24 protein-coding genes and 3 tRNA genes are annotated in these 26,065 nt (G+C 67.0%); 5 read left to right on the top strand and 22 right to left on the bottom strand.

The window, feature by feature from the left end; translation table 11 throughout:
* Positions 1–3 precede the first annotated feature (3 nt).
* Genes ccmI through ccmA form a run of 9 tightly spaced genes read right to left on the bottom strand, consistent with a single transcriptional unit; the run spans position 4 to position 6,989 of the window.
* A complete protein-coding gene (gene ccmI, locus ETC07_RS04930; protein WP_136247397.1) occupies positions 4–1,230 on the bottom strand; it encodes a c-type cytochrome biogenesis protein CcmI in 1,227 nt (408 codons plus the stop codon).
* The gene (locus tag ETC07_RS04925; RefSeq protein ID WP_136247396.1) at positions 1,227–1,694 is read right to left on the bottom strand and encodes a cytochrome c-type biogenesis protein; all 468 of its coding nucleotides are present in this window, start codon (positions 1,692–1,694) and stop codon (positions 1,227–1,229) included. The genes ccmI and ETC07_RS04925 overlap by 4 nt, the downstream gene beginning before the upstream one ends.
* On the bottom strand, positions 1,682–2,212 hold the full coding sequence (locus ETC07_RS04920; RefSeq protein WP_136247395.1) for a DsbE family thiol:disulfide interchange protein: 531 nt from the start codon (positions 2,210–2,212) through the stop codon (positions 1,682–1,684). The genes ETC07_RS04925 and ETC07_RS04920 overlap by 13 nt, the downstream gene beginning before the upstream one ends.
* Positions 2,209–4,203, bottom strand: coding sequence for a heme lyase CcmF/NrfE family subunit (locus tag ETC07_RS04915; protein ID WP_136247394.1), 1,995 nt, complete (start codon positions 4,201–4,203; stop codon positions 2,209–2,211). The genes ETC07_RS04920 and ETC07_RS04915 overlap by 4 nt, the downstream gene beginning before the upstream one ends.
* Positions 4,204–4,215: 12 nt before the next feature.
* A complete protein-coding gene (gene ccmE, locus ETC07_RS04910) occupies positions 4,216–4,689 on the bottom strand; it encodes a cytochrome c maturation protein CcmE (protein ID WP_136247393.1) in 474 nt (157 codons plus the stop codon).
* Positions 4,686–4,904 carry a heme exporter protein CcmD gene (gene ccmD / locus ETC07_RS04905; RefSeq protein WP_136247392.1) on the bottom strand — a complete coding sequence of 73 codons (219 nt, stop codon included), beginning with the start codon at positions 4,902–4,904 and terminating at the stop codon, positions 4,686–4,688. Before ccmD ends, ccmE begins: the two co-directional genes overlap by 4 nt.
* On the bottom strand, positions 4,904–5,644 hold the full coding sequence (locus tag ETC07_RS04900) for a heme ABC transporter permease (protein ID WP_136247391.1): 741 nt from the start codon (positions 5,642–5,644) through the stop codon (positions 4,904–4,906). Before ETC07_RS04900 ends, ccmD begins: the two co-directional genes overlap by 1 nt.
* 15 nt (positions 5,645–5,659) lie before the next feature.
* Positions 5,660–6,358 (bottom strand): heme exporter protein CcmB, encoded by a 699-nt coding sequence (ccmB, locus tag ETC07_RS04895; protein WP_306462087.1) that lies wholly within the window; start codon positions 6,356–6,358, stop codon positions 5,660–5,662.
* A complete protein-coding gene (gene ccmA / locus ETC07_RS04890; RefSeq protein ID WP_136247389.1) occupies positions 6,345–6,989 on the bottom strand; it encodes a cytochrome c biogenesis heme-transporting ATPase CcmA in 645 nt (214 codons plus the stop codon). The genes ccmB and ccmA overlap by 14 nt, the downstream gene beginning before the upstream one ends.
* A 204-nt stretch (positions 6,990–7,193) precedes the next feature.
* Between ccmA and lexA the strand changes: the two genes are divergently transcribed.
* The 3 genes from lexA (at position 7,194) to ETC07_RS04875 (ending at position 9,431) form a co-directional block, all read left to right on the top strand.
* Positions 7,194–7,661, top strand: coding sequence for a transcriptional repressor LexA (gene lexA / locus ETC07_RS04885; RefSeq protein ID WP_136247388.1), 468 nt, complete (start codon positions 7,194–7,196; stop codon positions 7,659–7,661).
* Positions 7,661–8,287: an IMPACT family protein gene (locus ETC07_RS04880; RefSeq protein WP_136247387.1), complete on the top strand. Its 627-nt coding sequence runs from the start codon at positions 7,661–7,663 to the stop codon at positions 8,285–8,287. The genes lexA and ETC07_RS04880 overlap by 1 nt, the downstream gene beginning before the upstream one ends.
* Before the next feature lie 166 nt (positions 8,288–8,453).
* Positions 8,454–9,431, top strand: a complete 978-nt coding sequence (locus tag ETC07_RS04875) for a tRNA dihydrouridine synthase (RefSeq protein ID WP_136247505.1) — start codon at positions 8,454–8,456, stop codon at positions 9,429–9,431.
* A 160-nt stretch (positions 9,432–9,591) separates the two neighbouring features.
* Here the strand turns inward: ETC07_RS04875 and ETC07_RS04870 are convergent.
* The 9 genes from ETC07_RS04870 to ETC07_RS04830 all read right to left on the bottom strand — a co-directional run bounded on the left by ETC07_RS04870 (position 9,592) and on the right by ETC07_RS04830 (position 16,796).
* Positions 9,592–9,668 (bottom strand) — tRNA-Arg (locus tag ETC07_RS04870).
* A gap of 55 nt (positions 9,669–9,723) precedes the next feature.
* A tRNA-Arg gene (locus tag ETC07_RS04865) sits at positions 9,724–9,800 on the bottom strand.
* Between the two features lie 18 nt (positions 9,801–9,818).
* Positions 9,819–9,911: transfer RNA gene (locus tag ETC07_RS04860), tRNA-Ser, on the bottom strand.
* Positions 9,912–10,010: 99 nt separating this feature from the next.
* Entirely contained in the window at positions 10,011–10,208 is a 198-nt protein-coding gene (gene csrA / locus ETC07_RS04855; RefSeq protein WP_136247386.1) for a carbon storage regulator CsrA, read from the bottom strand.
* A 192-nt stretch (positions 10,209–10,400) separates the two neighbouring features.
* A complete protein-coding gene (locus tag ETC07_RS04850) occupies positions 10,401–11,651 on the bottom strand; it encodes an aspartate kinase (RefSeq protein WP_136247385.1) in 1,251 nt (416 codons plus the stop codon).
* Positions 11,652–11,754: 103 nt separating this feature from the next.
* On the bottom strand, positions 11,755–14,361 hold the full coding sequence (alaS, locus tag ETC07_RS04845) for an alanine--tRNA ligase (protein WP_136247384.1): 2,607 nt from the start codon (positions 14,359–14,361) through the stop codon (positions 11,755–11,757).
* Positions 14,362–14,620: 259 nt separating this feature from the next.
* The gene (locus tag ETC07_RS04840) at positions 14,621–15,094 is read right to left on the bottom strand and encodes a regulatory protein RecX (RefSeq protein WP_136247383.1); all 474 of its coding nucleotides are present in this window, start codon (positions 15,092–15,094) and stop codon (positions 14,621–14,623) included.
* Positions 15,095–15,097: 3 nt separating this feature from the next.
* On the bottom strand, positions 15,098–16,159 hold the full coding sequence (gene recA, locus ETC07_RS04835) for a recombinase RecA (RefSeq protein ID WP_136247382.1): 1,062 nt from the start codon (positions 16,157–16,159) through the stop codon (positions 15,098–15,100).
* Between the two features lie 142 nt (positions 16,160–16,301).
* Positions 16,302–16,796, bottom strand: coding sequence for a CinA family protein (locus ETC07_RS04830; protein ID WP_136247381.1), 495 nt, complete (start codon positions 16,794–16,796; stop codon positions 16,302–16,304).
* 212 nt (positions 16,797–17,008) lie between these two features.
* Between ETC07_RS04830 and mutS the strand changes: the two genes are divergently transcribed.
* Together mutS and fdxA are read left to right on the top strand one after the other, a co-directional pair.
* A complete protein-coding gene (gene mutS, locus ETC07_RS04825; protein WP_136247380.1) occupies positions 17,009–19,597 on the top strand; it encodes a DNA mismatch repair protein MutS in 2,589 nt (862 codons plus the stop codon).
* Between the two features lie 184 nt (positions 19,598–19,781).
* A complete protein-coding gene (gene fdxA / locus ETC07_RS04820; protein WP_136247379.1) occupies positions 19,782–20,105 on the top strand; it encodes a ferredoxin FdxA in 324 nt (107 codons plus the stop codon).
* A 475-nt stretch (positions 20,106–20,580) separates the two neighbouring features.
* Here fdxA and eno read toward each other — a convergent pair whose 3' ends face one another.
* From eno to ETC07_RS04800, 4 genes are all read right to left on the bottom strand, one after another.
* A complete protein-coding gene (gene eno / locus ETC07_RS04815; protein ID WP_136247378.1) occupies positions 20,581–21,873 on the bottom strand; it encodes a phosphopyruvate hydratase in 1,293 nt (430 codons plus the stop codon).
* A 48-nt stretch (positions 21,874–21,921) separates the two neighbouring features.
* On the bottom strand, positions 21,922–22,773 hold the full coding sequence (gene kdsA / locus ETC07_RS04810) for a 3-deoxy-8-phosphooctulonate synthase (RefSeq protein WP_136247377.1): 852 nt from the start codon (positions 22,771–22,773) through the stop codon (positions 21,922–21,924).
* Between the two features lie 5 nt (positions 22,774–22,778).
* On the bottom strand, positions 22,779–24,434 hold the full coding sequence (gene pyrG, locus ETC07_RS04805; RefSeq protein ID WP_136247376.1) for a CTP synthase: 1,656 nt from the start codon (positions 24,432–24,434) through the stop codon (positions 22,779–22,781).
* A gap of 181 nt (positions 24,435–24,615) precedes the next feature.
* On the bottom strand, positions 24,616–26,034 hold the full coding sequence (locus ETC07_RS04800; RefSeq protein ID WP_136247375.1) for an FAD-dependent oxidoreductase: 1,419 nt from the start codon (positions 26,032–26,034) through the stop codon (positions 24,616–24,618).
* Between the last annotated feature and the right edge of the window lie 31 nt (positions 26,035–26,065).

The following is a 26,065-nucleotide window of genomic DNA, read 5'->3' as shown; positions in this document are numbered from 1 at the left end:
GCGTTATTCCACGATCCTGTCGATGATCAGTTCTAGCGGTTCGCCGCCGCCCTCGCCGACCGCCGCCGAGGCGCGGCGCCCGAAGAGGTCGCCGGGCTTAGGGTCGGCCTGGCCGCTGGCCGATACCCGCGCCACCAGCCGCGCCTCGTCGACCTGGGACAGCCGCGCCATCGGCGCCATGGCGTCGCCGTCGTCGAGCGTCAGGGTGATCGGCAGCGCACCCAGGGTGGTGCGCACCACCGCCAGCGGGGGCCGTTCACCGGCCGTGTCTCGAGCGACCACGAACACCGCGGCGTCGGCGCCCAAGCGCTCGCTCAGCTCCGCGGCCAGGCTCACACGCACGTGGATGCCAGGGCCGGCGGCCTCGGGCGCCTGGCCGAGCCGACGCTGGGCGGTAAGAATGCCCTGACGCAACGACGCGATCTGCTGGGTGTCGCTCATGCCGGCGATGGCACGGCGCCAGCGATCGATGGCCGCCGCGTAGTCGGCATTCTCGAAGGCTTCGATGCCCAGCAGGCCAAGCACCGTGGGCTGAGCCGGGTCGGCCGCCAGGGTCTCATCGACCAGGGCCCGTACGCCGGGAGTCAGCTCGCGACCGGCGGCAAAATACCGCAATTGGGCCAGTTCGGCCAGCAGCCAGGGGCGACGACCCTCGAGATCGAGCAGCCGGGTCAGGGCATGGTCGGCCCGCTCGGTACGGCCACTGTCTCGATAGAGCGGAAACAGCGAGCGCCACACGTTGGGATTGCCGGGCTGACGCTCGGCCTCGGCTTCCAGGCGCTCGAGCAGGCGGGGCAGCGCCGCCTCGGGGTCGGCCATCGCCTGCTGCTGGAGGCGATACAGCGCCAGGTCACCTTCGGCGCCCTCCCCCTGGTACCAGGCCACGCTGATCACCACCAGCGCGATCATCGTCGGCGGTACCAGCCAGCGCCCGGCCCCGGCGGGCTTGAGCGACGACCGCGCGGTCGTCGCGGTGTCGTCGAGCAGGCTGCGCTCGAGCTCGAGACGATCCTCGTCGAAGCGCGCCGCGTCGATCTCGCCGCGCTCACGGGCCGCCTCCAAGGAGGCGAGGCGCCGCCGGTAGACGGCCACGTTCTGTCGATCGTTACGCTCGCTGGCCTCGTCGTCGGCCAGCGTCCGGGCCACCGCGCCGGCCCGCCGCAAGGGCAGCACCAGCAGCCACAGCGCCGGCACCAGCAACACGGCGAAGGCGATCCATAGCACGATCATCGGTCGTCCTCCCGTGCGAGAAGCGCATCCAGGCGGGCCCGCTCCTCGTCGTTGAGCCGCCGGGACGAGGCCCGGCGCCGCGTGCGCACCAGCCATGCCACCAGCAGGCCGCCGCCCAGCACCAGGGCCACCGGCAGCCCCCACAGCAGCAGGGTCCGGCCCTCCAGACGCGGGTTGTAGAGCACGTAATCGCCGAAGCGGCGGACCATGAAGTCGACGATCTCCTTGTCGGAGCGCCCGGCCTGAAGTTGTGCATAGACGCGCTTACGCATGTCGCCGGCGATCGGCGAATCGGAGTCGCCGATCGCCTGGTTCTGGCACTTGGGGCAGCGCAGCGTCGCCGTCAGCGATGCGAAGCGTTCGCGCATCACCGGATCCTCGAAGTCACGCACCTCGATGGCGGCCTGTGCCAGGGCCGGCCACAGCAGGGCCAGCAGCACCACGGCACGGATCAATCGCGCCATTTCGCCACCTCCGGCAGGATCACCCGCTCCACATCCTGCGGCGAGATATACCCGGTATGGTGATAACGGATCACGCCGTCGGCATCCACCAGGAAGCTTTCCGGGGCGCCGTACACGCCGAGGTCGAAGCCCAGGTCCCCCTCGGGGTCGAAGAGGTTGACCTCGAAGGGGTTGCCGAATCCCTGGAGGAATTCACGACCCTTCTCGCGGCTGTCCTTGTAGTCGATGCCCACCAGCCGGACGCCGCGCTCGGCAAGCTCCAGCAGCTGCGGCATTTCCTGCTTGCAGGTCGGGCACCACTCGCCCCAGACGTTGACCAGGGTGACCTCCCCTTCGAGCAGTGACTCGTCGAGGATACGTTCGGGATCACTCAGGGTGGCGAGCCTGAAGGCCGGGAAGGGGCGCTCCATCAGCGCCGACTCGCGCTCGGCGGGGTCGATCGACAACCCTTGGTAGAGGAAGCCCCCCAGCAGGACGAAGCAGACCAATGGCAACAGCAGCAACAGACGACGCCTCATGCATTCACCTCCCGTGGCTGGCGCTCGGGGGCCGGCGCGGCGACGCCGCGCCGATAGCGGCGGTCGATCACCGCCAGCAGACCGCCGCCGGCCATCAACAGCGCGCCCAGCCACAGCCAGCGCACGAAGGGCTTGAACTGGATGCGCAGCGCCCAGCTGCCATCCTCCAGGTCCTCGCCCATGGCCACGTAGAGATCACGCAAGAGCCCCGGGCGCAGCGCCACATCGGTCATCGGCATGCCGCGGGCCAGGTAGACGCGCTTCTCCGGGGTCATGGTGAAACGCCTGGTCTCCTCCCCACGACGCACCTCGAGGTGCGCGGTGTCGGCGACGTAGTTGGGGCCGCGACGCTGACCAAGGTCGGTCATGGTGAAGGTGTAACCCGCCACCTCGACGCTGTCGCCCACCGCCATGCGCACGTTGCGCTCCACGGCGTAGTTCGACACCACGGTGACGCCGACGATGGTCACCGCCAGCCCCAGATGGCCGAGCACCATGCCCCAATGGGCCAGCGACAGCCGCCGCAGGCCGACCAGGCGCCGCCCTTTGCTGTCGCGGCTCTTGACCCACAGGTCGCGCACCAGCGGCAGCACGACCCACAGCGCGGCGACCAGCCCGAGCGTCACCGCGAGGTTCCACTCCCCGCCATAGACCAGCGGCGCCAGCAGGCCGATGACCAGCGCCACGACGCCGGACAACCAGGCCCGGCGGGCCAGGTCACGGACACGGGCCTGCTTCCAGTTGGCCAGGGGACCGAGGCCCATGAACACGCACAGGATCGCCGTCAGCGGCACGAACAGGGCATTGAAGTAGGGCGGGCCGACGCTGATCTTGCCCAGCTCCAGGGCGTCGAGCAGCAGCGGATAGACGGTGCCCAGCAGCACGGTGATCGTCATGACCACCAGCAGGATGTTGTTGACCAGCAACAGGGCATCCCGGGACCACCAGCCGAAGCCGGTGCGCTGGCTGACCCGCGGGGCGCGCAGCGCGAACAGCAGCAGCGAGGCGCCCACGGTGATGCCCAGCAACAGCAGGATGAACAGCCCCCGGGAGGGATCGTTGGCGAAGGCATGCACCGAGGTCAGCACCCCGGAGCGCACCAGGAAGGTGCCCAACAGCGACAACGAGAAGGTCGAGATCGCCAGCAGCACCGTCCAGCTCTTGAAGGCGCCACGCTTCTCGGTCACCGCCAGCGAGTGGATCAGCGCGGTGCCTGCCAGCCACGGCAGCAACGAGGCGTTTTCCACCGGGTCCCAGAACCACCAGCCGCCCCAGCCAAGCTCGTAGTAGGCCCACCAGCTGCCAAGCGCGATGCCCACCGAGAGGAAGGCCCAGGCGATGTTGGTCCAGGGGCGTGCCCAACGGGTCCAGGCGGCATCCAGCCGGCCACCGAGCAGGGCCGCGATGGCGAAGGCGAAGACCACCGAGAAGCCGACATAGCCCATGTAGAGCATCGGCGGATGGATGATCAGGCCGACGTCCTGGAGCAGCGGGTTGAGGTCGGCACCGTCGGCGGGCGGGTTGGGCAGCAGCCGCGCGAAGGGGTTCGAGGTGAACAGCACGAAGGCCAGGAAGCCGACCGACACCAGCCCCATCACGCCCAGCACGCGAGCCAGCATGTCGCGAGGCAGGCCGCGGGAGAAGCGACTCACGGCGAAGGTCCAGGCGCCGAGGATCAGGCTCCACAGCAGCACCGAACCTTCGTGGTTACCCCACACGGCGCTGGCCTTGTAGTACCAGGGCAGCAGCGAGTTCGAGTTGTTGGCCACGGTGGCCACGCTGAAGTCATCGAGCAGGAAGCTGGCGGTCAAGCAGGCATAGGCGACGCTCAGGAACAGGAACTGGCCGGACGCCATGGGCCGCGCATAGGCCATCCACAGCGGCCGCCGGGTCGCCGCCCCGGCCAGCGGCACGGTCGCCTGCAGCGTCGCCAACAGCAACGCGATGATCAGCGCGAAGTGCCCGATTTCGGGAATCAACGGGGTCAGCATGGCGTCTCCGAGTCAGTCCTTGGCCCCGAGGGCGCTCTCGTCCTGGTAGTCCTCCGGCGAGTAGCCGGCATCCTCCAGGGCCTGAGCCACCTCGGGGGGCATGTAGTTCTCGTCATGCTTGGCCAGCACCTTGTCGGCGCTCAGCCAGCCCTCGGGCTGCAGCTTGCCCATGACCACCACGCCCTGCCCCTCGCGGAACAGGTCGGGCAGGATGCCGCGGTAGCGGACCTCGAGATCCTCGACATAATCGGTCACCGTGAACGACACCGCCAGGCTCTCGGGGTCGCGCGCCACGCTGTCCGCCTTGACCATGCCGCCGGCGCGGATCTGGCGTTCCAATGGGGCCTGCCCCTCGGCGATCTGCAGCGGACTGAAGAACAGGTTGATATTGCTGCGCAGGGCGTAGAGCGTGAGCCCTATGGCGATGGCGGCCAGCGTGACCAGCCCCAGGATCGCGTAGAGTTTCTGCTTGCGCTTGGCTCTCATCGGGTAGGCCCCTCATCGGTGGAGGCGTCGGCCGCCTCGGCCTGACGCCGCTCGCGACGCATGCGCCGCGCCAGGTCGCGCCTCACCCGCCGACGCTCGGCCCGAGCATGCCAGCCCACACCCAGCAGCAGGGCCGCGGTGGCGCCATAGGCGCTCCAGACATAGGGCGCGTGCCCCCCCATGGAGAGGAATGCGGATAGGGAATCGAAGGCCATCAGCGCCGCTCCTCGACCAGCGCGCGCACCCAACGCTTGGACGACTCCCGGCGCAGGATCTCGCTGCGGGTCCGCGTCAACGTCACGGCCAGGAAGAACGCATAGAAGCCCAACACCATCGACAGCAACGGCAGCCACATCTCGGCCGGCATGGCCGGCTTCTCGGTGATCGAGAAACTGGCCGGCTGGTGAAGGGTGTACCACCACTCCACCGAGAACTTGATGATCGGGATGTTGATCACGCCGACCATGGCCAGCAGCGATGCCGCCCGGGCTCCGCCGTCACGGCTGACGAAGGCGCCGCGCAGGGCGATCACGCCGATATACAGGAACAGCAGGATCAACATCGAGGTGAGCCGCGCATCCCACTGCCACCAGGTGCCCCAGGTGGGCACGCCCCACACCGCCCCGGAGAACAACGCCACGAAGGTCATGCCGGCCCCCAGCGGAGCCATCATCGCCGCGGCCATGTCGGCCAGCTTGATCTTCCAGACCATGAACACCAGCCCGGCCACGGCCATGGCGACGAAGATCGACTGGGCAAGGAAGGCCGCCGGCACGTGGACATAGATGATGCGAAAGCTGTTGCCCTGCTGATAGTCGGCCGGCGCGAAGACCAGCCCCCAGACCCCGCCGACCAGGATCAGCGCCACCGCCACCCCCCATAACGCGGGCAGCCACCTGCCGCTGATGGCGTAGAACCCCTTGGGGGAGCCGAGCTTGTGAAGGAAGGCCCACATGATACTGTCGTTTCCTCAACCGTTGAGACCGATGCGCAGCGCCGCCGCGATCGCGAAGGGCGCCAGTGTCAGCCCCGCCGCCAGCAGGGCCCCGAGGATGGCCAGATGAGCCGCTACGCCGTCCCCCTGGGCCGCCGCCTGCACGGCGCCGACGCCGAAGATCAGCACCGGGATATAGAGCGGCAGCACCAGCAGCGAGAGCAGCACGCCGCCACGGGGCACCCCGACGGTGAGCGCGGCGCCGATGGCGCCTATCAGGCTCAGGCTGGCGCTGCCCAGCGCCAGTGACAGCGCCAATACGCCGTAGCTGCCCGCCGGCAGCGACAGCATCACGCCCAGCAGCGGCGCCATCAGCGCCAGCGGCAACCCGGTCAGCAGCCAATGCGCCGCCACCTTGGCCATGGCCAACGCCGGCAGCGGCTGGGGCGACAACAGCAGCTGCTCCAAGCTGCCATCCTCGGCATCGTCACGGAACATGCCGTCCAGCGACAGCAGCGCCGCCAGCAGCGCCGCCACCCACAAGAGCCCCGGGGCGATGGTCGCCAGCAGCGACGCCGATGGCGAGAGGCCGAGCGGGAACAGGGTAATCACCAGGGCGAAGAACGCCAGCGGGTTCAACACCTCGCCGGGGCGGCGCAGCCGCAGCACCAGGTCGCGGCGCAGGGTCGCGCGCCAGGCCAGCGAGAGCCCGCCCGCCGGCTCATCGCTCGACACCGCCACCTCCTTCACCCAGCGTCAGGCGGCGCAGGCCCGATGATGCCCGCAGTTCATGATGGGTGGTCACCAGCACGCCCCCACCGCGCTCGGCATGGGCCTCGAGCCGCGCTTCGAGCGCGGCCACGCCCTGCCGATCGATGGCCGTGAAGGGCTCATCGAGCACCCACAGCAGGCGCGGCGTCAGCTCCAGCCGGGCCAGGGCCACGCGACGCTGCTGCCCGGCGGAGAGCTGGGCGGCGGGCAGATCCTCGAAGCCGGCCAGGCCGATCCGCTCGAGCGCCCCCAGGCGCGATGCCTCGTCGCCCGGCTCGCCGGCCAGCGCCTGGTACCAGGCGAGGTTCTCCAGCGGCGTCAGTGCCGCCTTCACGCCCGGGGCATGGCCCAGATACAGCAGGTTGGCGAGGAAGTCGCTCCGCGAGCGGCGCAGCGGCGTGCCGTTCCACAGCACCTCGCCCGCATGTTCCATCGGCTGGCCGGCCAGGATCTTGAGCAGGGTGGTCTTGCCGCTGCCGTTGGGGCCCTCGACGCGCAGGATCTCACCGGCCCGGATCTCCAGATCGAGATCGTGGAACAGCCAGCGGTCGTCTCGCTCACAGGCCAGCCGCCGGGCTTGCAGACGCAGGCTCAAGGCACTCTCCAGGCGCGAAAAACATGATTTTTCACTCTACACGGAAAGAGTTTCCATCACCAGCCGAGGCCCACCCGGGTCGTCCTCCCCTTCGCCTACCCCACCCGGCCTAGGAGATCCAGCCCTTGCCAGATACCCAGCGCCTGCTATGCTGGTCACGTACTGTATGTATCAACAGTTACTAACAACGGGAGATGCCACGCCATGTCACTCGCCCCACAGTACCTGCTTCGACTACCCAACCTGCCCATCGCCGAGGCCTGGACGCCGCTCGCCGACCACGACCTGGTCGAGGTTCCCCTGCTGGGCAGCGTCGCCGCCGGCGTGCCCATCGATGCCTGCATCGATGCCGGCAGCGTCGAAGTTCCTCAGCGCATGGTCAAGCGCAACACCTATGCGCTGCGAGTACGAGGCGACTCGATGATCGATTGCCAAATCTTCGACGGGGATGTGATCATCATCGAACGCCGCGAGAGCGCCGAGAACGGCGAAACCGCGGTGGTGATGATCAATGATCAGGAGGTCACCCTGAAGAAGCTCTACATCGAGAAGTCCGGCGTGCGCCTGCAGCCGGCCAACGAGGCCATGCCCCCCATTCATCTCAAGAACAGCGACATCCAGGTGCTGGGGCTGGTGATGGGCGTGGTGCGCCAGACCGACCTGGCCGCCTGATGCGCTATTCCGTTCCCGACCTGGCCGCCGGCGACTGGCATGCCAGCGAACTCGAGGTCGAGAAGAGCCGCTTCATCGCCTGGGTCTGCCATGCTCCCGATGCCGCCGCCTTCGAGGCCCTGCTCGCCGCGGCGCGCCGCCTCCACCCCAACGCCAGCCACCACTGCAGCGCCTTCATCGCCGGCCCGCCGGGCGAACAACTCGCCATCGGTTTCTCCGACGACGGCGAACCCGGCGGCACCGCCGGGCGGCCGATGTACCAAGTGCTGGAAGGCGCCGGGCTCGGCCACATCGGCTGCGTGGTGACCCGCCACTTCGGTGGCACCAAGCTCGGCACCGGCGGCCTGGCCCGCGCCTACGGCCAGGCGGTGAGCGAGGCGCTGGCGAACCTGCCGACTCGCGGCATCACCGAGCGCTCGCCCCTGCGCCTGAGGGTCGACTTCGCCGGCGAGGCTCAGGTCCGGGCATGGTGTATCGAGCGCGACATCCCGGTGGACGCCGCCGACTACGGCCCCGACGGCGTGGTGCTGACCCTGGGCTGGCCACGCGATGCCGAGCGCGACCTCTCGGCACTCACCTCACGCCTCAAGGGGCGCCTCGAGACACTCGACCCCGACCCGGCCTGACCACCGCCCGATGCCGCCCCGGCGGGCCCGACCCACCGACAGCATCGATTGGGTTGCGCAGGCACACTGAGCGTATAAGCTGCCCCCTCCCCCGCATCGCGATGACATCATTGTGGAAGCTGACGCCGTGACATTGCTACACCCCGGGCGCATCGGCCTGGCCCCCATGGAGGGCGTGATCGACTCCATCACCCGCGACCTGCTGACGCGCGGACCGGGCTTCGACTGGACGGTCACCGAATTCGTGCGCGTGGTCGACACGCGACTCCCGCCACGGGTGTTCCACCGCCATTGCCCCGAACTAGCCAAGCCCTGGCCGACCACCCCGAGCGGCGTTCCGGTGCACCTGCAACTGCTCGGCTCGGACCCGGCGGCGCTGGCCGCCAACGCTCGCCAGGCGCTGTCACTCGGCGCCGTGAGCGTGGACCTGAACTTCGGCTGCCCGGCCAAGCTGGTCAACCGCCACGACGGGGGCGCCTCGCTGCTGCGCGATCCGCGGCGGGTACACGCCGCCGTGGCCGCCGTGCACGATGCCGTGGGCGACAGCATCCCGGTGACCGCCAAGATCCGGCTCGGCTTCGATGACCGCCGCCTGGCGCTGGCCTGCGGCCAGGCCGCCGAGGATGGCGGCGCCCGCCAGCTCGCGGTGCATGCCCGCACCCGGCGCGAGGGCTACAAGCCACCCGCTCACTGGGAATGGATCGGCCGCCTGCATGCCCGACTGTCGATCCCGGTGATCGCCAACGGCGACATCTGGACGCTCGAAGACTACTGGAAGGCGCGCACCCTTTCCGGCTGCCGCGACGTGATGCTCGGCCGCGGCGCCCTCGCCGACCCGGGCCTGGCGCCTCGCATCCGCCACTGGCAGGCCACCGGCGAGCGATTCCCGGCCACCTCATGGGCCGCGCGCTCGCGTGTGCTGAGCGATTATGCGACGGCTCGGCGGCGCGGGCTGCCAGGCAAGATCGTCGTCTCGCTGCTGAAACAATGGCTCAATCACATGCGAAGCCGCGACGCCGAGGCCGCGCGACGCTTCCAGGCACTGCGCCGGATCACCGACCTGGACGACTTCCTCGCGGGCCTGGGTGACGAGCACGCCACGCCGGCCACCGCCCCCGAAAGAGCGCATCACGTCGCCGACTAAGCCACCGTGGCAGGCACAAAAAAAAGGCGCTCGTCGCAATGCGACGGCGCCCTAACGATCACGAACCTCGATCCCTCTATGGAGCGACGATCCGACTAGCAAAAAACGTGGTATCGACATAAAGAAGACCCGCTCTCGCGAGGAGAACGGGTCCGAAATCTGGCGCGCCCGGGAGGATTCGAACCTCCGACCACCTGATTCGTAGTCAGGTACTCTATCCAGCTGAGCTACGGGCGCTGGCGGCAACGAGATGTCTCATTGCGAGGATGATCAAGGATCACCCGAAAGAAGATGGCGCGCCCGGGAGGATTCGAACCTCCGACCACCTGATTCGTAGTCAGGTACTCTATCCAGCTGAGCTACGGGCGCCTACCTTCTTGTCGATGCTGGCGGAGAGGGAGGGATTCGAACCCTCGAAGAGGCTATAAACCCCTTACTCCCTTAGCAGGGGAGCGCCTTCAGCCACTCGGCCACCTCTCCCTCATCGACAGGTGCGTATCCTACCGATACGCCTGGGGTTTGTCCATAGGGGCCGGCGAATTTTCTCGTCGGCCGGACTCCCTCGCCGTACGGCGGGCCTTACTCCTGTCCTTCACCATCCTCGTCGTCGGTCCTCTCGCGCTGAATACGCTGATAGATCTCTTCACGATGCACGGCGACGTCCTTCGGAGCGTTGACACCGATACGGACCTGGTTTCCTTTGACACCCAGCACGGTCACGGTGATGTCATCACCGATCATCAGGGTTTCTCCGACACGGCGGGTCAGAATGAGCATGACTGATCTCCTTCTCAGACTTCTGACTGCGGGATGCTCGTCCGCGATGCACGGGGGTCGGCTCGCAGCCGACACCCCCGCTGTCCGCAGGCATCGCCCATGACACCCGATGAGCTCGTTGAATGAAAGCCGAGCCTCGGGCAGCCATGGGCTCTCCTATCAGCGTAGAAGCTGACGGCAGGCTGCGAAGCCTTATTCGCTCTCGATGTCATCCTTGTCCAGGCCGAAGGCCTGATGCAGGGCGCGCACCGCAAGCTCCATGTGCTTCTCGTCGACCACGACCGAGATCTTGATCTCGGACGTGGACACCATGCGGATGTTGATGCCCTCTTCGGCCAGCACGCGGAACATCTTGGAGGCGACCCCGGCGTGGGAACGCATGCCGACACCGACCAGCGAGACCTTAGCGATCTTGTCGTCGCCCTTCACCTCGCCCTCGCCCAGCGACGGCAGCACCTGATCCTGGAGGATCCGCAGCGTCTGCTTGTAGTCGCTCTTGGCCACGGTGAAGGTGAAGTCGGTGTAACTGCCCGCCGGCGACACGTTCTGCACGATCATGTCGATCTCGATGTTGGCATCGGAGATCGGGCCCAGGATCTTCGAGGCCACACCCGGCACGTCCGGGGTGTTGAGCAGGGTCAACTTGCCTTCGTTGGCGGTGAAAGCGATACCGGAGATCAGCGGTTCTTCCATGGAATCCTCGTCTTTGTCGGAGTCTGCAACGATCAGGGTGCCGGCGCCGTCCTCGAAGCTGGACAGCACGCGCAGCGGCACATTGTACTTGCCGGCGAATTCGACGGCGCGAATCTGCAGCACCTTGGAGCCGAGGCTGGCCAGCTCCAGCATTTCCTCCACGGTGATCGATTCCAGGCGCTGGGCCCGTGAACAGACCCGCGGGTCGGTGGTGTAGACGCCGTCGACGTCGGTATAGATCTGGCACTCGTCGGCGCCCAGCGCCGCGGCCAGGGCCACGCCGGTGGTATCGGAGCCGCCGCGGCCGAGGGTGGTGATGTTGCCGTCATCGTCGACACCCTGAAAACCGGCGACCACGGCCACCTGGCCGTCGTCCAGGTCCTGGCGCATGTCATCGGTCTCGATGCGCTGGATGCGCGCCTTGGTATGGGCGCTGTCGGTCATGATGCCGACCTGGGAGCCGGTGTAGGAGGTAGCCGGGACGCCGATCTTGTGCAGCGCCATCGCCAGCAGCGAGATGGTGACCTGCTCGCCGGTGGACACCAGCATGTCCATCTCGCGCGGGGTCGGCTCGTCGTTGATGTCGTTGGCCAGGCCGATCAGGCGGTTGGTCTCGCCGCTCATGGCGGAAACCACGACCACGACCTGATGACCGGCGTCACGGAAGCCCTTGACCTTCTCGGCCACGGCCTTGATGCGCTCCACGGAGCCCACCGAGGTACCGCCGAACTTCTGTACGTATAGTGCCATGCGTCGTTGTCCCTCTATCGAATTAGCATTGGAATGAATGAAAGATTGGCGAGGCCTGATACACGAGGGGCCGAAGACACTGCCGTCTTCGGCCCCGTGATGCTTACAGCACGTCCTCGATCCAGACCGGAACGCTGTCCAGCGCCGCCGGCAGGGCCGACGCATCGCTGCCGCCGGCCTGGGCCATGTCGGGTCTTCCGCCGCCCTTGCCGCCGACCTGACCGGCCACATGATTGACCAGCGCACCGGCCTTGACCCGGGCGGTGAGATCATCGGTGACCCCGGCGATCAGGCTGACCTTGCCGGCCGCCTCATCGGCGACGCCGAGCACCACGACCCCCGATCCCAGCTTGTTCTTGAGCTGGTCGAGCATGCCACGCAGCTCCTTGCCCGAGACACCTTCCAGGCGCTTGGCCAGGACCTTGACGCCCTTGATCTCGCGGACCTCGTCGAGCAGATCGTTACCGGCGGCGCTGGCCAGCTTGGACTTGAGACGTTCGAGCTCCTTTTCCAGGCCGCGATTGCGCTCGACCAGCGACTCGACGCGCTCCTCGACCTGCTCCGGCTTGGCCTTTAGGCGCTCGCCGATGCGCGCCACCCGCGCTTCCTGTTCGCGGAAGTAGCTCAGCGCGCCCTCGCCGGTGATCGCCTCGATGCGGCGCACGCCCGAGGCGACGCCGGCCTCGGCGACGATATGGAAGCAGCCGATATCGCCACTGCGGGCGACGTGAGTCCCACCGCACAGCTCCACGGAGAAGGTGTCGGCGCCGATGGTCAGCACCCGCACGCTGTCGGCGTACTTGGCCTCGAACAGCGCCGCGGCGCCTTTCTCCTTGGCCGCATCGAGGGTCATGTGCTCGATGCGGGTGTCGGCATTGGCCAGCACCTGATCGTTGACCAGGCGTTCGACCTCGGCCAGCTGCTCGCCGGTCACCGCCTCGAAGTGGCTGAAGTCGAAGCGTAGGCGCTCCGGCGTCACCAGCGAGCCCTTCTGCTCGACGTGCTCACCGAGCACCATGCGCAGCGCCTGGTGCATCAGATGGGTCGCCGAGTGGTTGCGCACATTGGCCGCACGCAGGCTGGCATCGACCTTCGGTGTCACCGCGGCGCCGACCGTCAGCGCGCCTTCGAGCAGCACCCCATGGTGCAGGTGATGCCCCCCCTGCTTCTGAGTATCGGTGACCAGGAAATGGCCGCCGTCGAACGTCAGGTAGCCGGTGTCGCCGACCTGACCGCCGGACTCGGCGTAGAAGGGCGTGCGATCCAGCACCACCATGCCGCGCTGTTCGCCCTCGAGGCCGTCCAGCGGATTGCCTTGCTGATCGACGATGGCGGTGACGGTGCCTCGGTCTTCGAGACGCTCGTAACCGGTGAAGGCGGTCTCGCCCTCTAGATCGATCGACGCCTGGTAGGCGCCGCCGAACTGGCTGGCCGCCCGGGCACGCTCGCGCTGGGCCTGGAGCTCGCGCTCGAAGCCCGCCTCATCGAGGCTCACGCCGCGCTCGCGGCAGACATCGGCGGTCAGGTCGAACGGGAAACCGTAGGTATCGTAGAGCTTGAACACCGTCTCACCCGGCAGGGTATCCCCCTCGAGCGCCTCCAGCGCCTCTCCGAGCATCCCCATGCCATGATCCAGGGTGCGGGCGAACTGCTCCTCTTCCTTGAGCAGCACGCGCTCGATCTGAGCGCGCGCCTCGCGCAGTTCCGGATAGGCCTCGCCCATCTCGGCATCCAGCGCTTCCACCAGCTGGTGGAAGAAGCGCCCCTGGGCGCCGAGCTTGTGGCCGTGGCGCACCGCGCGACGAATGATCCGGCGCAACACATAGCCGCGCCCCTCGTTGGAAGGCAGCACGCCATCGGCGATCAGGAAGGCACAGGAACGGATGTGATCGGCGATCACCCGCAGCGAGGGCGTCGACGTATCGTCATGACCGGTGGCGCGAGCCGCCGCCTCGAGCAGGTTCTGGAACAGGTCGATCTCGTAGTTGGAATGCACGCCCTGCATCACCGCGGCGATGCGCTCAAGGCCCATGCCGGTGTCGATGGACGGCTTGGGCAGCGGATGCATCTCGCCGCCCGCATCGCGATCGAACTGCATGAACACCAGGTTCCAGATCTCGATGTAGCGGTCGCCGTCCTCTTCGGGGCTGCCGGGCGGGCCACCCCAGACCTCGGCGCCGTGGTCGAAGAAGATCTCGGAGCTCGGCCCGCAGGGGCCGGTATCGCCCATCTGCCAGAAGTTGTCCTCGTCGAGTTTCGAGAAGCGCTCCGGATCGATGCCGATCTCATCCTTCCAGATGCGTTCGGCCTCTGCGTCGCTGACATGCACGGTGACCCACAGCTTCTGCTTCGGCAGCCCCAGCACCTCGGTGAGGAAGGTCCAGGCGAAGCGGATGACATCGCGCTTGAAGTAGTCGCCGAAGCTGAAGTTGCCCAGCATCTCGAAGAAGGTGTGGTGGCGGGCGGTATAGCCGACGTTATCCAGGTCGTTGTGCTTGCCGCCGGCGCGCACGCAGCGCTGGGCCGAGGTGGCGCGGACGTAGGGACGCGGATCGCGGCCGAGGAACACATCCTTGAACGGCACCATGCCGGCATTGGTGAACAGCAGGGTCGGGTCATTGCCCGGCACCAGCGAGCTGGTCGGCACGATGGTGTGGCCCTGCTCCTCGAAGTAACTCAGAAAGGCCTGTCTGATATCTGCGCTTTTCATGGGGTATCCGTGGCGATAGGCATGGTGGCCCGCAAGACGGGCACGGCAGCCATCATCGGACTGCCACCCGGGGCTCTGGAGAACACTGCCTGCATCAACGCGCCGGCTAAAGCCCGTCGACTGGCCGGCATGACGGCCCTCGTGGATGCGCGGGAATCGCGCAACACGGTGACCGAGCCACGCCGACATGCAGGCATGTGTTGTCTCCGCAAAGGGAGCCATTATAGCGCAGTGCTCGGGCGACTAAAGGGGCGGGAGATCAGGCGTCGTCCCAGGCATGCGTCATGGCATGCCGGAGCTGGTCGAATTCGAAGCCACGACCGGCCAGGAAACGCTCGCGCCGGGCGCGCTCACGGACCCCCTCGCCGGGGCCGGGGAAGCGCCGGGCGAGGGCCTCGGCGGCGAGTTCGAACCAATCGACCTCGCCGCCGGCCTCATCGAAGGCGTGGCGAGCGGTGGCCTCATCGACGCCGCGCCGGGACAACTCGGCACGAATGCGCACCGGCCCCTGCCCGCGCATGACCCGAGAGCGCAGGAAGCTCTCGGCGAAGCGCGCGTCGGACTGCAGACCCTGCTCGGCAAGCGCCGTCAGGCCGGCCTCGACCTCCGCCGGGTCATGCCCCTTGGCGACCAGCCGTGCGCGCAGCTCGGCCCAAGCATACTCCCGCCGGGCCAGCAGGCGAATGGCATCGTCGCGCAGCGTCGCGGCGGTGTCACGCTCGGGCTCCGACATGGATCAGGACGACTCTTCGCCGTCCGCCGCCGGGCCCGCCTCGGCCTCGGCAGGCTCTTCCTTGGGTTCGGGGCTCGCCAGCAGCTGGGCGCGAATGCCGCTCTCGATCTCCTCCATCACCGCCGGGTTGTCCTCGAGGAACTGGGCGGCATTGGCCTTGCCCTGACCGATCTTGTTGCCCTGATAGCTGTACCAGGCACCGGCCTTGTCGACCAGCTTACACTGCACGCCCAGGTCGACCACCTCGCCGGCATGGTAGATGCCTTTGCCGTAGAGGATCTGGAACTCACCCTGGCGGAACGGCGGCGCGACCTTGTTCTTGACGACCTTGACCCGAGTCTCGTTACCGACGACCTCGTCGCCCTGCTTGACCGAGCCGGTGCGGCGGATATCGAGGCGTACGCTGGAGTAGAACTTCAGCGCATTGCCGCCGGTGGTGGTCTCGGGGCTGCCGAACATCACGCCGATCTTCATGCGAATCTGGTTGATGAACACCACCATGCAGTTGGCGTTCTTGATGTTGCCGGTGATCTTGCGCAACGCCTGGGACATCAGGCGTGCCTGCAGGCCGACGTGGGAGTCGCCCATCTCGCCCTCGATCTCGGCGCGCGGCGTCAAGGCCGCCACCGAGTCGATGATGATCACGTCGACGCCGCCGGAGCGCACCAGCATGTCGCAGATCTCCAGCGCCTGCTCGCCGGTGTCCGGCTGGGAGACCAGCAGATCATCGAGGTCGACGCCGAGCTTCTCGGCATAGCTCGGATCGAGGGCATGCTCGGCATCGATGAAGGCGCAGGTTTTGCCTTGCTTCTGGGCCTGGGCGATCACCGACAGCGTCAGGGTCGTCTTACCCGATGACTCGGGCCCGAAGATCTCGACCACCCGGCCGAAGGGCAGGCCACCGATGCCCAGGGCGATGTCCAGCCCCAGCGAACCGGTAGACACCGACGGCATCACCACGCGCGGGGTATCGCCCAGGCGCATCACGGTCCCCTTGCCGAACTGGCGATCGATCTGGGAAAGCGCGGCGTCGAGCGCCTTGGAACGATTATCGTCCTGAGCCATGAGGGTCTCCTAAACGGTCGCCGTGGGGGCACGGCGATGACGAAACATTGGCGAAGTGGCGACACGCTGGCCGCCGAAAAGCACTGTATTATTGCACAGTAGTATGACGAAAAATCGGCCGCTCGACCAGCCCGCGGCCACCCTAACCAGACTCCAGGGCATTGATCAGCCCCTGGAGGGCGGCGTCCACGGCCTGCTCGCGTACCGCGTCGCGCTCCCCGGGGAAGACATGACACACGGCGTGCATGCGCCCCGGGGCTCCCCAGGCCAGCCACACCGTGCCCACCGGCTTTTCGTCGCTGCCGCCGCCGGGCCCGGCGACCCCACTGATCGCCACCGACATATCGGCGCCGCTCTCGGCGCAGGCGCCGGCGACCATGGCCTCGACCACCTCGCGACTGACCGCCCCGAAGCGCTCGAGCAGCGCCCCGGGCACGTCCAGCAGGCGCGACTTGGCGGCGTTGGAATAGGTCACGTAACCGGTCTCGAAATAGCTCGAACTGCCGGCGATATCGGTGATGGCACTGGCCACCCCGCCGCCGGTGCAGGACTCGGCGGTGGCCACGCTCATGCCGCCCTCGCGGCACAGCGCGCCGAGGCGCTCGGCGAGACGACGCGTCTCGGGCGATACGGGCATCGATTTCCCTCCAGATTCTCGCATTCGGCCGCTCGCGGCAGCCACGAAGCGCGGGCGCCACGCGGCGAGGTGGCCCTGAGGTTGTCGCAATGACCCTGACGACGGCCATCCTTGGGCGTAGAATACTGGCTTTGTCCGCGATATGCATGGCGCCTCACGCCATCCCGATCGCCGTGTACTTCTATCGTCTCCACAGCCAGTCAAGGAAGCCCATGTCACAGGCCAGCGCCAAGCCGCACACGCCGATGATGGCCCAGTATCTGAAGATCAAGCGCGAGCACCCCGAGGTGCTGCTGTTCTATCGCATGGGCGACTTCTATGAACTCTTCTTCGACGACGCCCGGCGTGCCGCGACGCTGCTCGACATCACCCTGACCCAGCGCGGCCAGTCGGCCGGCCAGCCGATCCCCATGGCCGGCGTGCCCTATCACAGCGCCGAGAACTATCTGGCCCGCCTGGTCGCCGCCGGCGAATCGGTGGCCATCTGCGAGCAGATGGGCGACCCCAACGCCGCCAAGGGCCCGGTGGAACGCCAGGTGGTACGCATCGTCACCCCCGGCACCCTCTACGACGAGGCGCTGCTCGATGCCCGTCGCGACAACCTGGTAGTGGCGATCCATCCTGCCGGCGAGCGTTGGGGCCTGGCCTGGTTGGAGCTTTCCAGCGGGCGCTTCAGCGTGCTCGAGGTGGAAGGCGAGACCGAGATGTTGGCCGAGCTGACCCGCCTCGACCCGGCGGAGCTGCTGATCGCCGAGGGGCTCTCCCTGCCACCCACGCTCGAGGAGCGCCGTGGCCTGCGCCGGCAGAACGACTGGCTGTTCGATCTCGAAGCGGCCACCCGCACCCTGTGTGACCAGTTCGCGGTCCAGGACCTGCGCGGCTTCGGCTGCGCCCACCTGGAGGCCGCCCTCATCGCCGCCGGCGTGCTGGTCGACTACGCCCGCGACACACAGCGGTCGAGCCTGCCCCACGTCACCACCATCGGCGTGGAAAACCGCGACGATGCCGTGGTCATCGACGCCGCCAGCCGCCGTAACCTGGAGATCGACATCAACCTCGGCGGCGGTACCGACAACACCCTGGCCAGCGTGCTGGACACCACCGCCACCGCCATGGGCTCGCGACTGCTCAAACGCTGGCTCAATCGCCCGCTACGCGACCGCGAGCGGGTCGGCGCCCGCCAGGCCGCCGTGGCCGCCCTGCTCGATCGGGATGGTTTCATGCCGTTGGGCGAGACGCTCAAGGCGATCGGCGACGTGGAGCGCATCCTCGCCCGGGTGGCGCTGTACAGCGCCCGCCCTCGCGACCTCGCCCGGCTGCGCGATGCCCTGGCCGCCCTACCCGCGCTTGAAGCCGAGCTGGCCGACTATGATGACGGCACCGCCATGGACGAGCTCAAGCATCATATCCGCCCCTACCCCCAGCTCGCCGACACCCTGCACCGTGCCCTGATGGAGAACCCGCCGGTGGTGATCCGCGACGGCGGCGTGATCGCCGAAGGCTTCGACGCCGAGCTCGACGAGCACCGCGGCCTGGCCGAGAACGCCGGCGACTACCTGGTGCAGCTGGAGGCCCGCGAGCGCGAACGCACCGGGCTCGCCGGCCTCAAGGTCGGCTACAACCGGGTGCATGGCTACTACATCGAGATCCCCCGTGCCCAGGCCCGCGAGGCGCCGGTGGACTACATCCGCCGTCAGACGCTGAAGAACGCCGAACGCTTCATCATCCCCGAACTCAAGGAGTTCGAGGACAAGGCGCTGTCGGCCAAGTCACGCGCCCTGGCCCGTGAGAAGTTGCTCTACGACGGCCTGCTCGATGATCTCAACGCCGAACTCGCGCCTCTTCAGGCGACCGGCCGGGCCCTGGCCGCCCTGGACGTGCTGGCCGCGCTGGCCGAACGAGCCCGCTCGCTGGACCTGGCACGCCCCTCGCTGCCCGAGGCACCGGGACTCGATATCCGTGGCGGCCGCCATCCGGTGGTCGAGCGGGTCAGTGAATCGCCCTTCGTGCCCAACGATCTGGCGATGGACGACGAGCGACGCATGCTGGTGATCACCGGCCCCAACATGGGCGGCAAGTCCACCTACATGCGACAGGCCGCGCTGATCACCCTGCTCGCCCACACCGGCAGCTTCGTCCCCGCCGACACCGCGAGCATCGGCCCGGTGGATCGCATCTTCACCCGCATCGGCTCCTCCGACGACCTGGCCGGCGGCCGCTCGACCTTCATGGTGGAGATGACCGAGACCGCCAACATCCTGCACAACGCCACCGACCAGAGCCTGGTGCTGATGGACGAGATCGGCCGCGGCACCAGCACCTTCGATGGCCTGTCGCTGGCCTGGGCCAGCGCCGAACATCTGACCCGTACCCGCGCCTTCACGCTGTTCGCCACCCACTACTTCGAGATGACCGCGCTGGCCGAGCAGGCCGCCGGCGTGGCCAACGTGCACCTGACGGCGGCCGAGCATCGCGATGGCATCGTGTTCATGCACAGCGTGGAAGACGGGCCGGCCAGCCAGAGCTACGGCCTGCAGGTCGCACAGCTGGCCGGCGTGCCCCAGGGCGTGATCTCGCGGGCCCGAGAAAAGCTCGCGACGCTGGAACAGCAGGAGGTCGACCAGGGTCAGCGCAGCCCCAGCGATCCGCCCGACGACGGCATCGCGCCACAGCCCCAGCAAGCGGACCTGTTCGCCAGCGCCCCGCACCCGGTGGTAGAGCACCTCTCGGGGCTGGCGCTGGACGAACTGAGCCCGCGTCAGGCGCTGGAGTGGCTGTATCACTGGCAGAACAGCCTGTAGGACCGACGCACCACCAGGCGATCGCCAGGGGCCCGCACGGCATGGCTTGCGGGCCCCTGGCGGGCCGACTAAAATGGTCCGATCAAGCGCTACTTATTATAAAATATAGTTTTTTTATAACCAAATTCGAAATTCAAGACCGATCGGCCGCGGCGCGCCCCGGCCCTCGAGGAGGGAGACTGGCATGACATTCGTCGTCACCGAGAACTGCATCAAGTGCAAGTACACCGACTGTGTCGAGGTCTGCCCGGTGGACTGCTTCTACGAAGGCCCCAACTTCCTGGTGATTCACCCCGACGAGTGTATCGACTGCGCACTGTGTGAGCCCGAGTGCCCGGCCGAAGCGATCTTCTCCGAGGACGAGTTGCCGGAAGGACAGGAACAGTTCATCGAGATCAACGCCGAACTGGCGGAGACGTGGCCGAACATCAGCGAGAAGAAGGACCCGCTGCCCGATGCCGAGGAGTGGGACGGCAAGCCCGGCAAGGCGGACCAGCTGGAACGCTGAGCCCTGCACACCACGCCCGGACACGACGACGCCGAATGTCTTTCGACATTCGGCGTCGTCGTCTTACACCGTGCGATGAAGGAGAACACCGACGCAAAGAAGGCGGCCCGCAGGCCGCCCGCTCCTAGCCATCCTTGAACGGTTCCTTCCGTTCGAACTCCTAGAGCTTCCCTGTCCGGAAACGGCGTCCTGCCGTACCGGGCTCGCTCAGCATTGCATCCCGTGGCGTCCTGCCGGGAGAGCTCTCCTCTCCCTTGTCCCGCTGTGCATTCTGGCAGCCTTGAGCCTGTTCTCAACCGGGCCCTCGCGCCACCCACCACACCATGCCGCCACAAAGAAACCAAAAAAACCTTTAAAAACAATGGCATAAAAAATGCCGACACCCATGGGTGCCGGCATCGGCAGGCGAAATGTCTTGGATTTCGCCGCGAGCGTGTCAGCAATTTCCTACACAGGCATCACCGACCCGCGGTACTCACTGCCCCTGAATAGCGTCACGTCCGGGGTAGTCCGCACGCTCGCCGAGCTCCTGCTCGATCACCAGCAGGCGGTTGTACTTGGCGACACGATCGGAGCGGCACAGCGAACCGGTCTTGATCTGGCCGGCGGCGGTACCAACGGCCAGGTCGGCGATGGTCGTGTCTTCGGTCTCGCCGCTGCGGTGGGAAATCACCGCGGTGAAGCCAGCATCCTGGGCCATGCGGATGGCATCCAGGGTCTCGGAGAGCGAGCCGATCTGGTTGAACTTGATCAGGATGGAGTTGCCGATCCGCTCATCGATGCCGCGCTTGAGGATGCGTGTATTGGTGACGAACAGGTCATCGCCGACCAGCTGCACGCGGTCGCCGAGCTTGTCGGTCAGCGCCTGCCAGCCGTCCCAGTCGGATTCGTCCATGCCATCCTCGATGGAGACGATCGGATACTGATCGCAGAGATCCACCAGGTAGTCGGCGAAGCCGGCGGCGTCGAAGCTCTTGTCCTCGCCGGAGAGACGGTACTGGCCATCCTTGAAGAATTCGGAAGAGGCGCAATCCAGCGCCAGGGTGATGTCGCGACCCAGCTCGTAGCCGGCATCGGACACCGCCTGCTTGATCACCGCCAGGGCCTCGGCGTTGGACGCCAGGTTCGGCGCGAAGCCACCCTCATCGCCCACCGAGGTGGACAGGCCACGGCCCGCGAGCACCTTCTTCAGGGCATGGAAGATCTCGGCGCCCATGCGCAGGCCTTCGCGGAAGCTCGGCGCACCCACCGGCTGGATCATGAACTCCTGGATGTCGACGTTGTTGTCGGCATGTTCGCCGCCATTGAGGATGTTCATCATCGGCACCGGCATGCGGAACCGGTTCGGCTGGCCGTAGAGCTCGGCGATGTGGGCGTAGAGCGGCATGCCCTTGGCATTGGCGGCGGCCCGGGCGGCGGCCAGCGACACCGCGAGGATGGCGTTGGCCCCCAGCGTGGCCTTGTTGTCGGTGCCGTCGAGCTCGAGCATGGCGTCGTCCAGGGCTCGCTGGTCGCGCGCATCCATGCCGACGACACGCTCACGGATCGCGCCATTAGCGGCCTCCACGGCCTTCAACACGCCCTTGCCCAGGTAGCGGGCCTTGTCGCCATCACGCAGCTCGAGGGCCTCGCGGGAGCCGGTAGAGGCGCCACTCGGGGCACAGGCCGTGCCCACGGCGCCGCTCTGCAGGCGCACTTCGGCCTGAACGGTGGGGTTGCCACGGGAATCGAGCACCTCGAGGGCGCGAACATCGACGATCTGGGTCATGTTGTCTCGTCCTAAGTGAGTCAGCGTGAATGCATCAGCGTGGGAGAATCAGGAAATCTCGAGCGGTGAAAAGCCCTTGACCATCTCGTCCAGCGCCTTGAGCTGGGCGAGGAAGGGTTCGAGGCGGTCGAGCGGCAAGGCACAGGGCCCGTCGCACTTGGCGTTGTCGGGATCCGGATGCGACTCCAGAAATATCCCCGCGAGCCCTACCGCCACGCCGGCACGAGCCAGCTCGGCGACCTGCGCCCGGCGTCCACCGGCGCTGTCGGAGCGGCCGCCCGGCTGCTGCAGGGAATGGGTGACATCGAACAGCAGCGGGCAGCCGGTCTCCTTCATCTCGCCGAAGCCCAGCATGTCGACCACCAGGTTGTTGTAGCCGAAGCTGGTGCCGCGCTCGCAGAGGATCAGCCGATCGTTGCCGGCCTCCTCGCACTTGCGCAGGATATGGCGCATCTCGTGAGGGGCCACGAACTGCGGCTTCTTGATGTTGATCACCGCGCCGGTCTCGGCCATCGCCACGACGAGGTCGGTCTGGCGAGCCAGGAAGGCCGGCAGCTGGATGACGTCGGCGACCTCGGCGGCGGGGGCCGCCTGCCAAGGCTCGTGGACATCGGTGATGATCGGCACGTCGAAGCGTTCCTTCACCTCGGCCAATATCTCGAGCCCTCGGTCGAGGCCGGGGCCACGGAAGGAATGAATGGAGCTGCGGTTGGCCTTGTCGAAGCTGGCCTTGAAGACATAGGGCATGCCGAGCCGGCCGGTGACCTCGACATAGGCCTCGGCCACTTCGAGGGCCAGCTCGCGGGATTCCAGCACATTCATGCCGCCGAACAGCGTCAGCGGCTGGTCATTGCCGACCCGGAGGCCGGCTATGTCGATCGGGCGTTCCGGGGCGGGCATGACACTCACTCCTGCGGGGTGTTCTGGGCGCGTGTGCGGGCTGCCTTGTACTCCAGCGCCGCGTTGACGAAGCCGGTGAACAGCGGATGGCCGTCACGCGGCGTGGAGGTGAACTCCGGATGAAACTGGCAAGCCACGAACCAAGGATGATCGGGCAGCTCGACCATTTCCACCAGGGAGCGGTCGACGCTCCTGCCGGACACCACCAGGCCGGCCTGCTCCAGATCGGTGACGAACTGGTCGTTGACCTCGTAGCGGTGACGATGACGCTCGACGATCTCCTCGTTGCCGTAGGCGTCGCGTGCCCGGGAGCCGGACGCCAGATGACAGACCTGGCCCCCCAGGCGCATGGTGCCGCCCAGGTCAGAGGCCGCGTCGCGCAGCTCGATCTTGCCCTCGGGGCTCAGCCACTCGGTGATCAACCCGACCACCGGATGCTGGGTGTCATGGGTGAACTCGGTGGAGTTGGCATCGCTCCAACCGGCGATGTTCCGCGCGAATTCGATCACCGCGACCTGCATGCCCAGGCAGATGCCGAGATAGGGAATGTCATTCTCGCGGGCGAAGCGAGCGGTGGCGATCTTGCCTTCCACGCCGCGCTCGCCGAAGCCGCCGGGCACCAGGATCGCATCCTTGCCGGCCAGACGCTCCGGGCCGTGGCGCTCGATGTCCTCGGAATCGATGTAGTCGATGTTGACCTTGACCCGGGTCTGGATGCCGGCGTGCACCAGCGCCTCGTTGAGCGACTTGTAGGCGTCGAGCAGCTCCATGTACTTGCCGACCATGGCGATATTGATCGACTTGAGCGGATTGAGCTTGGCATCGAGCACATGAACCCACTCGCCGAGGTCGGCCTCGTCGGCCTCCAGGCGCAGCTTGTCGCAGACGATCTCGTCCAGGCCGTGCTGGTGCAGCATCAGCGGAATGCGATAGATGGTATCGGCGTCCTGCAGCGGGATGACCGCCCGCTCCTCGACGTTGGTGAACAACGCGATCTTGCGGCGCTCGCTCTCCTCGAGCTCGACCTCGCTACGACAGATCAGGATATCCGGCTGGATGCCGATCGAGCGTAACTCCTTGACGCTATGCTGGGTCGGCTTGGTCTTGGTCTCACCGGCGGTCTGGATGTAGGGCACCAGGGTCAGGTGCATGAAGATCGCCCGGCTCGCGCCCAGCTCGCTCCTGATCTGGCGGATCGACTCGAGGAACGGCAGCGACTCGATGTCGCCGACGGTGCCGCCGATCTCGACCAGCGCCACGTCGGCGCCCTTGCCACCTTCATAGACGCGATGCTTGATCTCGTCGGTGATGTGCGGGATCACCTGCACGGTGCCGCCCAGGTAGTCGCCGCGACGCTCCTTGCGCAGCACATGCTCGTAGACGCGCCCGGTGGTGAAGTTGTTGGCCTGGCTCATCTTGGTGCGGATGAAGCGCTCGTAGTGGCCGAGATCCAGATCGGTTTCCGCCCCATCTTCGGTGACGAACACCTCGCCATGCTGGAAGGGGCTCATGGTACCCGGATCCACATTGATGTAGGGATCGAGCTTGAGCATGGTGACCTTGAGGCCGCGGGCCTCGAGAATCGCCGCCAGCGAGGCCGACGCGATGCCCTTGCCAAGAGAGGACACAACGCCGCCGGTCACGAAGATATATCGTGTCATGGAGAACCTGTCGAATCGTGATCAGAAGGCCTGGAGAAGACCGGGCCCGGATGGGACGTCAGAATAGCAGAGAGCACCCCCCGGCTCAATTTGAGCTGCAAGCCGCCAATCAGCAGCAGGATATCCGACGATGCGAAAGCCGCCCCGAGGCTGGATCTCGGGGCGGTTTGTAGCACGCCGCTCACACACCCAGGTAATCGAGGATACCCTCGCCGGCCTGACGCCCCTCGTAAACGGCGGTGACCACCAGGTCGGAGCCGCGCACCATGTCACCGCCGGCGAAGATCTTCTCGTTGCTGGTCTGGAAGGCGTAGGCGCCCTGCTCCGGCGCGGTCACCCGCCCCCGCTCGTCGACGGCGACGTTGTTGGGCGCCAGCCAATCGATGTCAGTGGGCTGGAAACCGAAGGCGATGACCACGGCATCGGCGGCCACCACCTCTTCGGAACCCGGCACCACCTCGGGCCGCTGACGGCCGTTCTCGTCGGGCTCGCCGAGCCGGGTGCGCACGACCTTCACGCCCTCGACCCGGTCCTCGCCGACCACCGCCACCGGCTGACGGTTGAACAGGAACTCCACGCCCTCTTCGCGGGCGTTGGCCACTTCCTTGCGCGAACCGGGCATGTTGTCTGCGTCGCGACGATAGGCGCAGGTCACCGCCTCGGCCCCCTGACGGATGGCGGTGCGGTTGCAGTCCATGGCGGTATCGCCGCCGCCCAGCACCACCACCTTCTGGCCTTGCAGGGAGACGTAGTCCGCCGGATCCTTCTCGAAGCCCAGGCAGTGGTTCACGTTGGCGATCAGGTAGTCCAGCGCCTTGTGCACGCCGGGCAGGCCCTCGCCGGGGAAGCCGCCTTCCATGGACTTGTAGGTTCCCATGCCGAGGAAGACGGCGTCGTAATCCGCGAGCAGCGCGTCGAAGGACATGTCGCCGCCGATCTCCACGCCCAGACAAAACTCGATGCCCATCTCCTCGAAGACGGCGCGGCGCCGCTCCATCACGGTCTTCTCGAGCTTGAACTCGGGGATGCCGAAGGTCAGCAGGCCGCCGATCTCGGGGTGCTTGTCGAACACCACCGGCTTCACACCGTTACGCACCAGGATGTCGGCACAACCGAGGCCGGCCGGGCCGGCACCGACGATCGCCACCTTCCTGTCGGTCCAGGCGACCCGCGACATGTCGGGGCGCCAGCCCATGGCGAAAGCGGTGTCGGTGATGTATTTCTCCACCGAGCCGATGGTCACCGCACCGAAGCCATCATTGAGGGTACAGTCGCCTTCGCAGAGGCGATCCTGAGGGCACACTCGACCGCAGACCTCGGGCAGCGAATTGGTGCGGTGAGAAAGCTCGGCGGCCTCCAGGATGTTGCCCTCACTGACCAGCTGCAGCCAGTTAGGGATGTAGTTGTGGACCGGGCACTTCCATTCGCAGTAGGGATTGCCGCAGCTCAGGCAGCGGTGCGCCTGATTCGCGGCGTCCTGCGGCTGGAAGGGCTCGTAGATCTCGGCGAACTGCTTCGCCCGCGCCGATGCCGGCTTCTTCTCGGGGTCCTGACGACCCACGTCGATGAACTGGAAGTCGTTATTCAAACGGTTGGCCATGAAAATATTCCTCTAATACGAACCTGATCGG

This window comes from Halomonas borealis (assembly GCF_004798905.1).
In the GTDB taxonomy this organism is placed as follows: Bacteria; Pseudomonadota; Gammaproteobacteria; order Pseudomonadales; family Halomonadaceae; genus Halomonas; species Halomonas borealis.
Note: the sequence above shows the minus strand (reverse complement) of the source record. Positions and strands in the feature narration are given on the sequence as shown.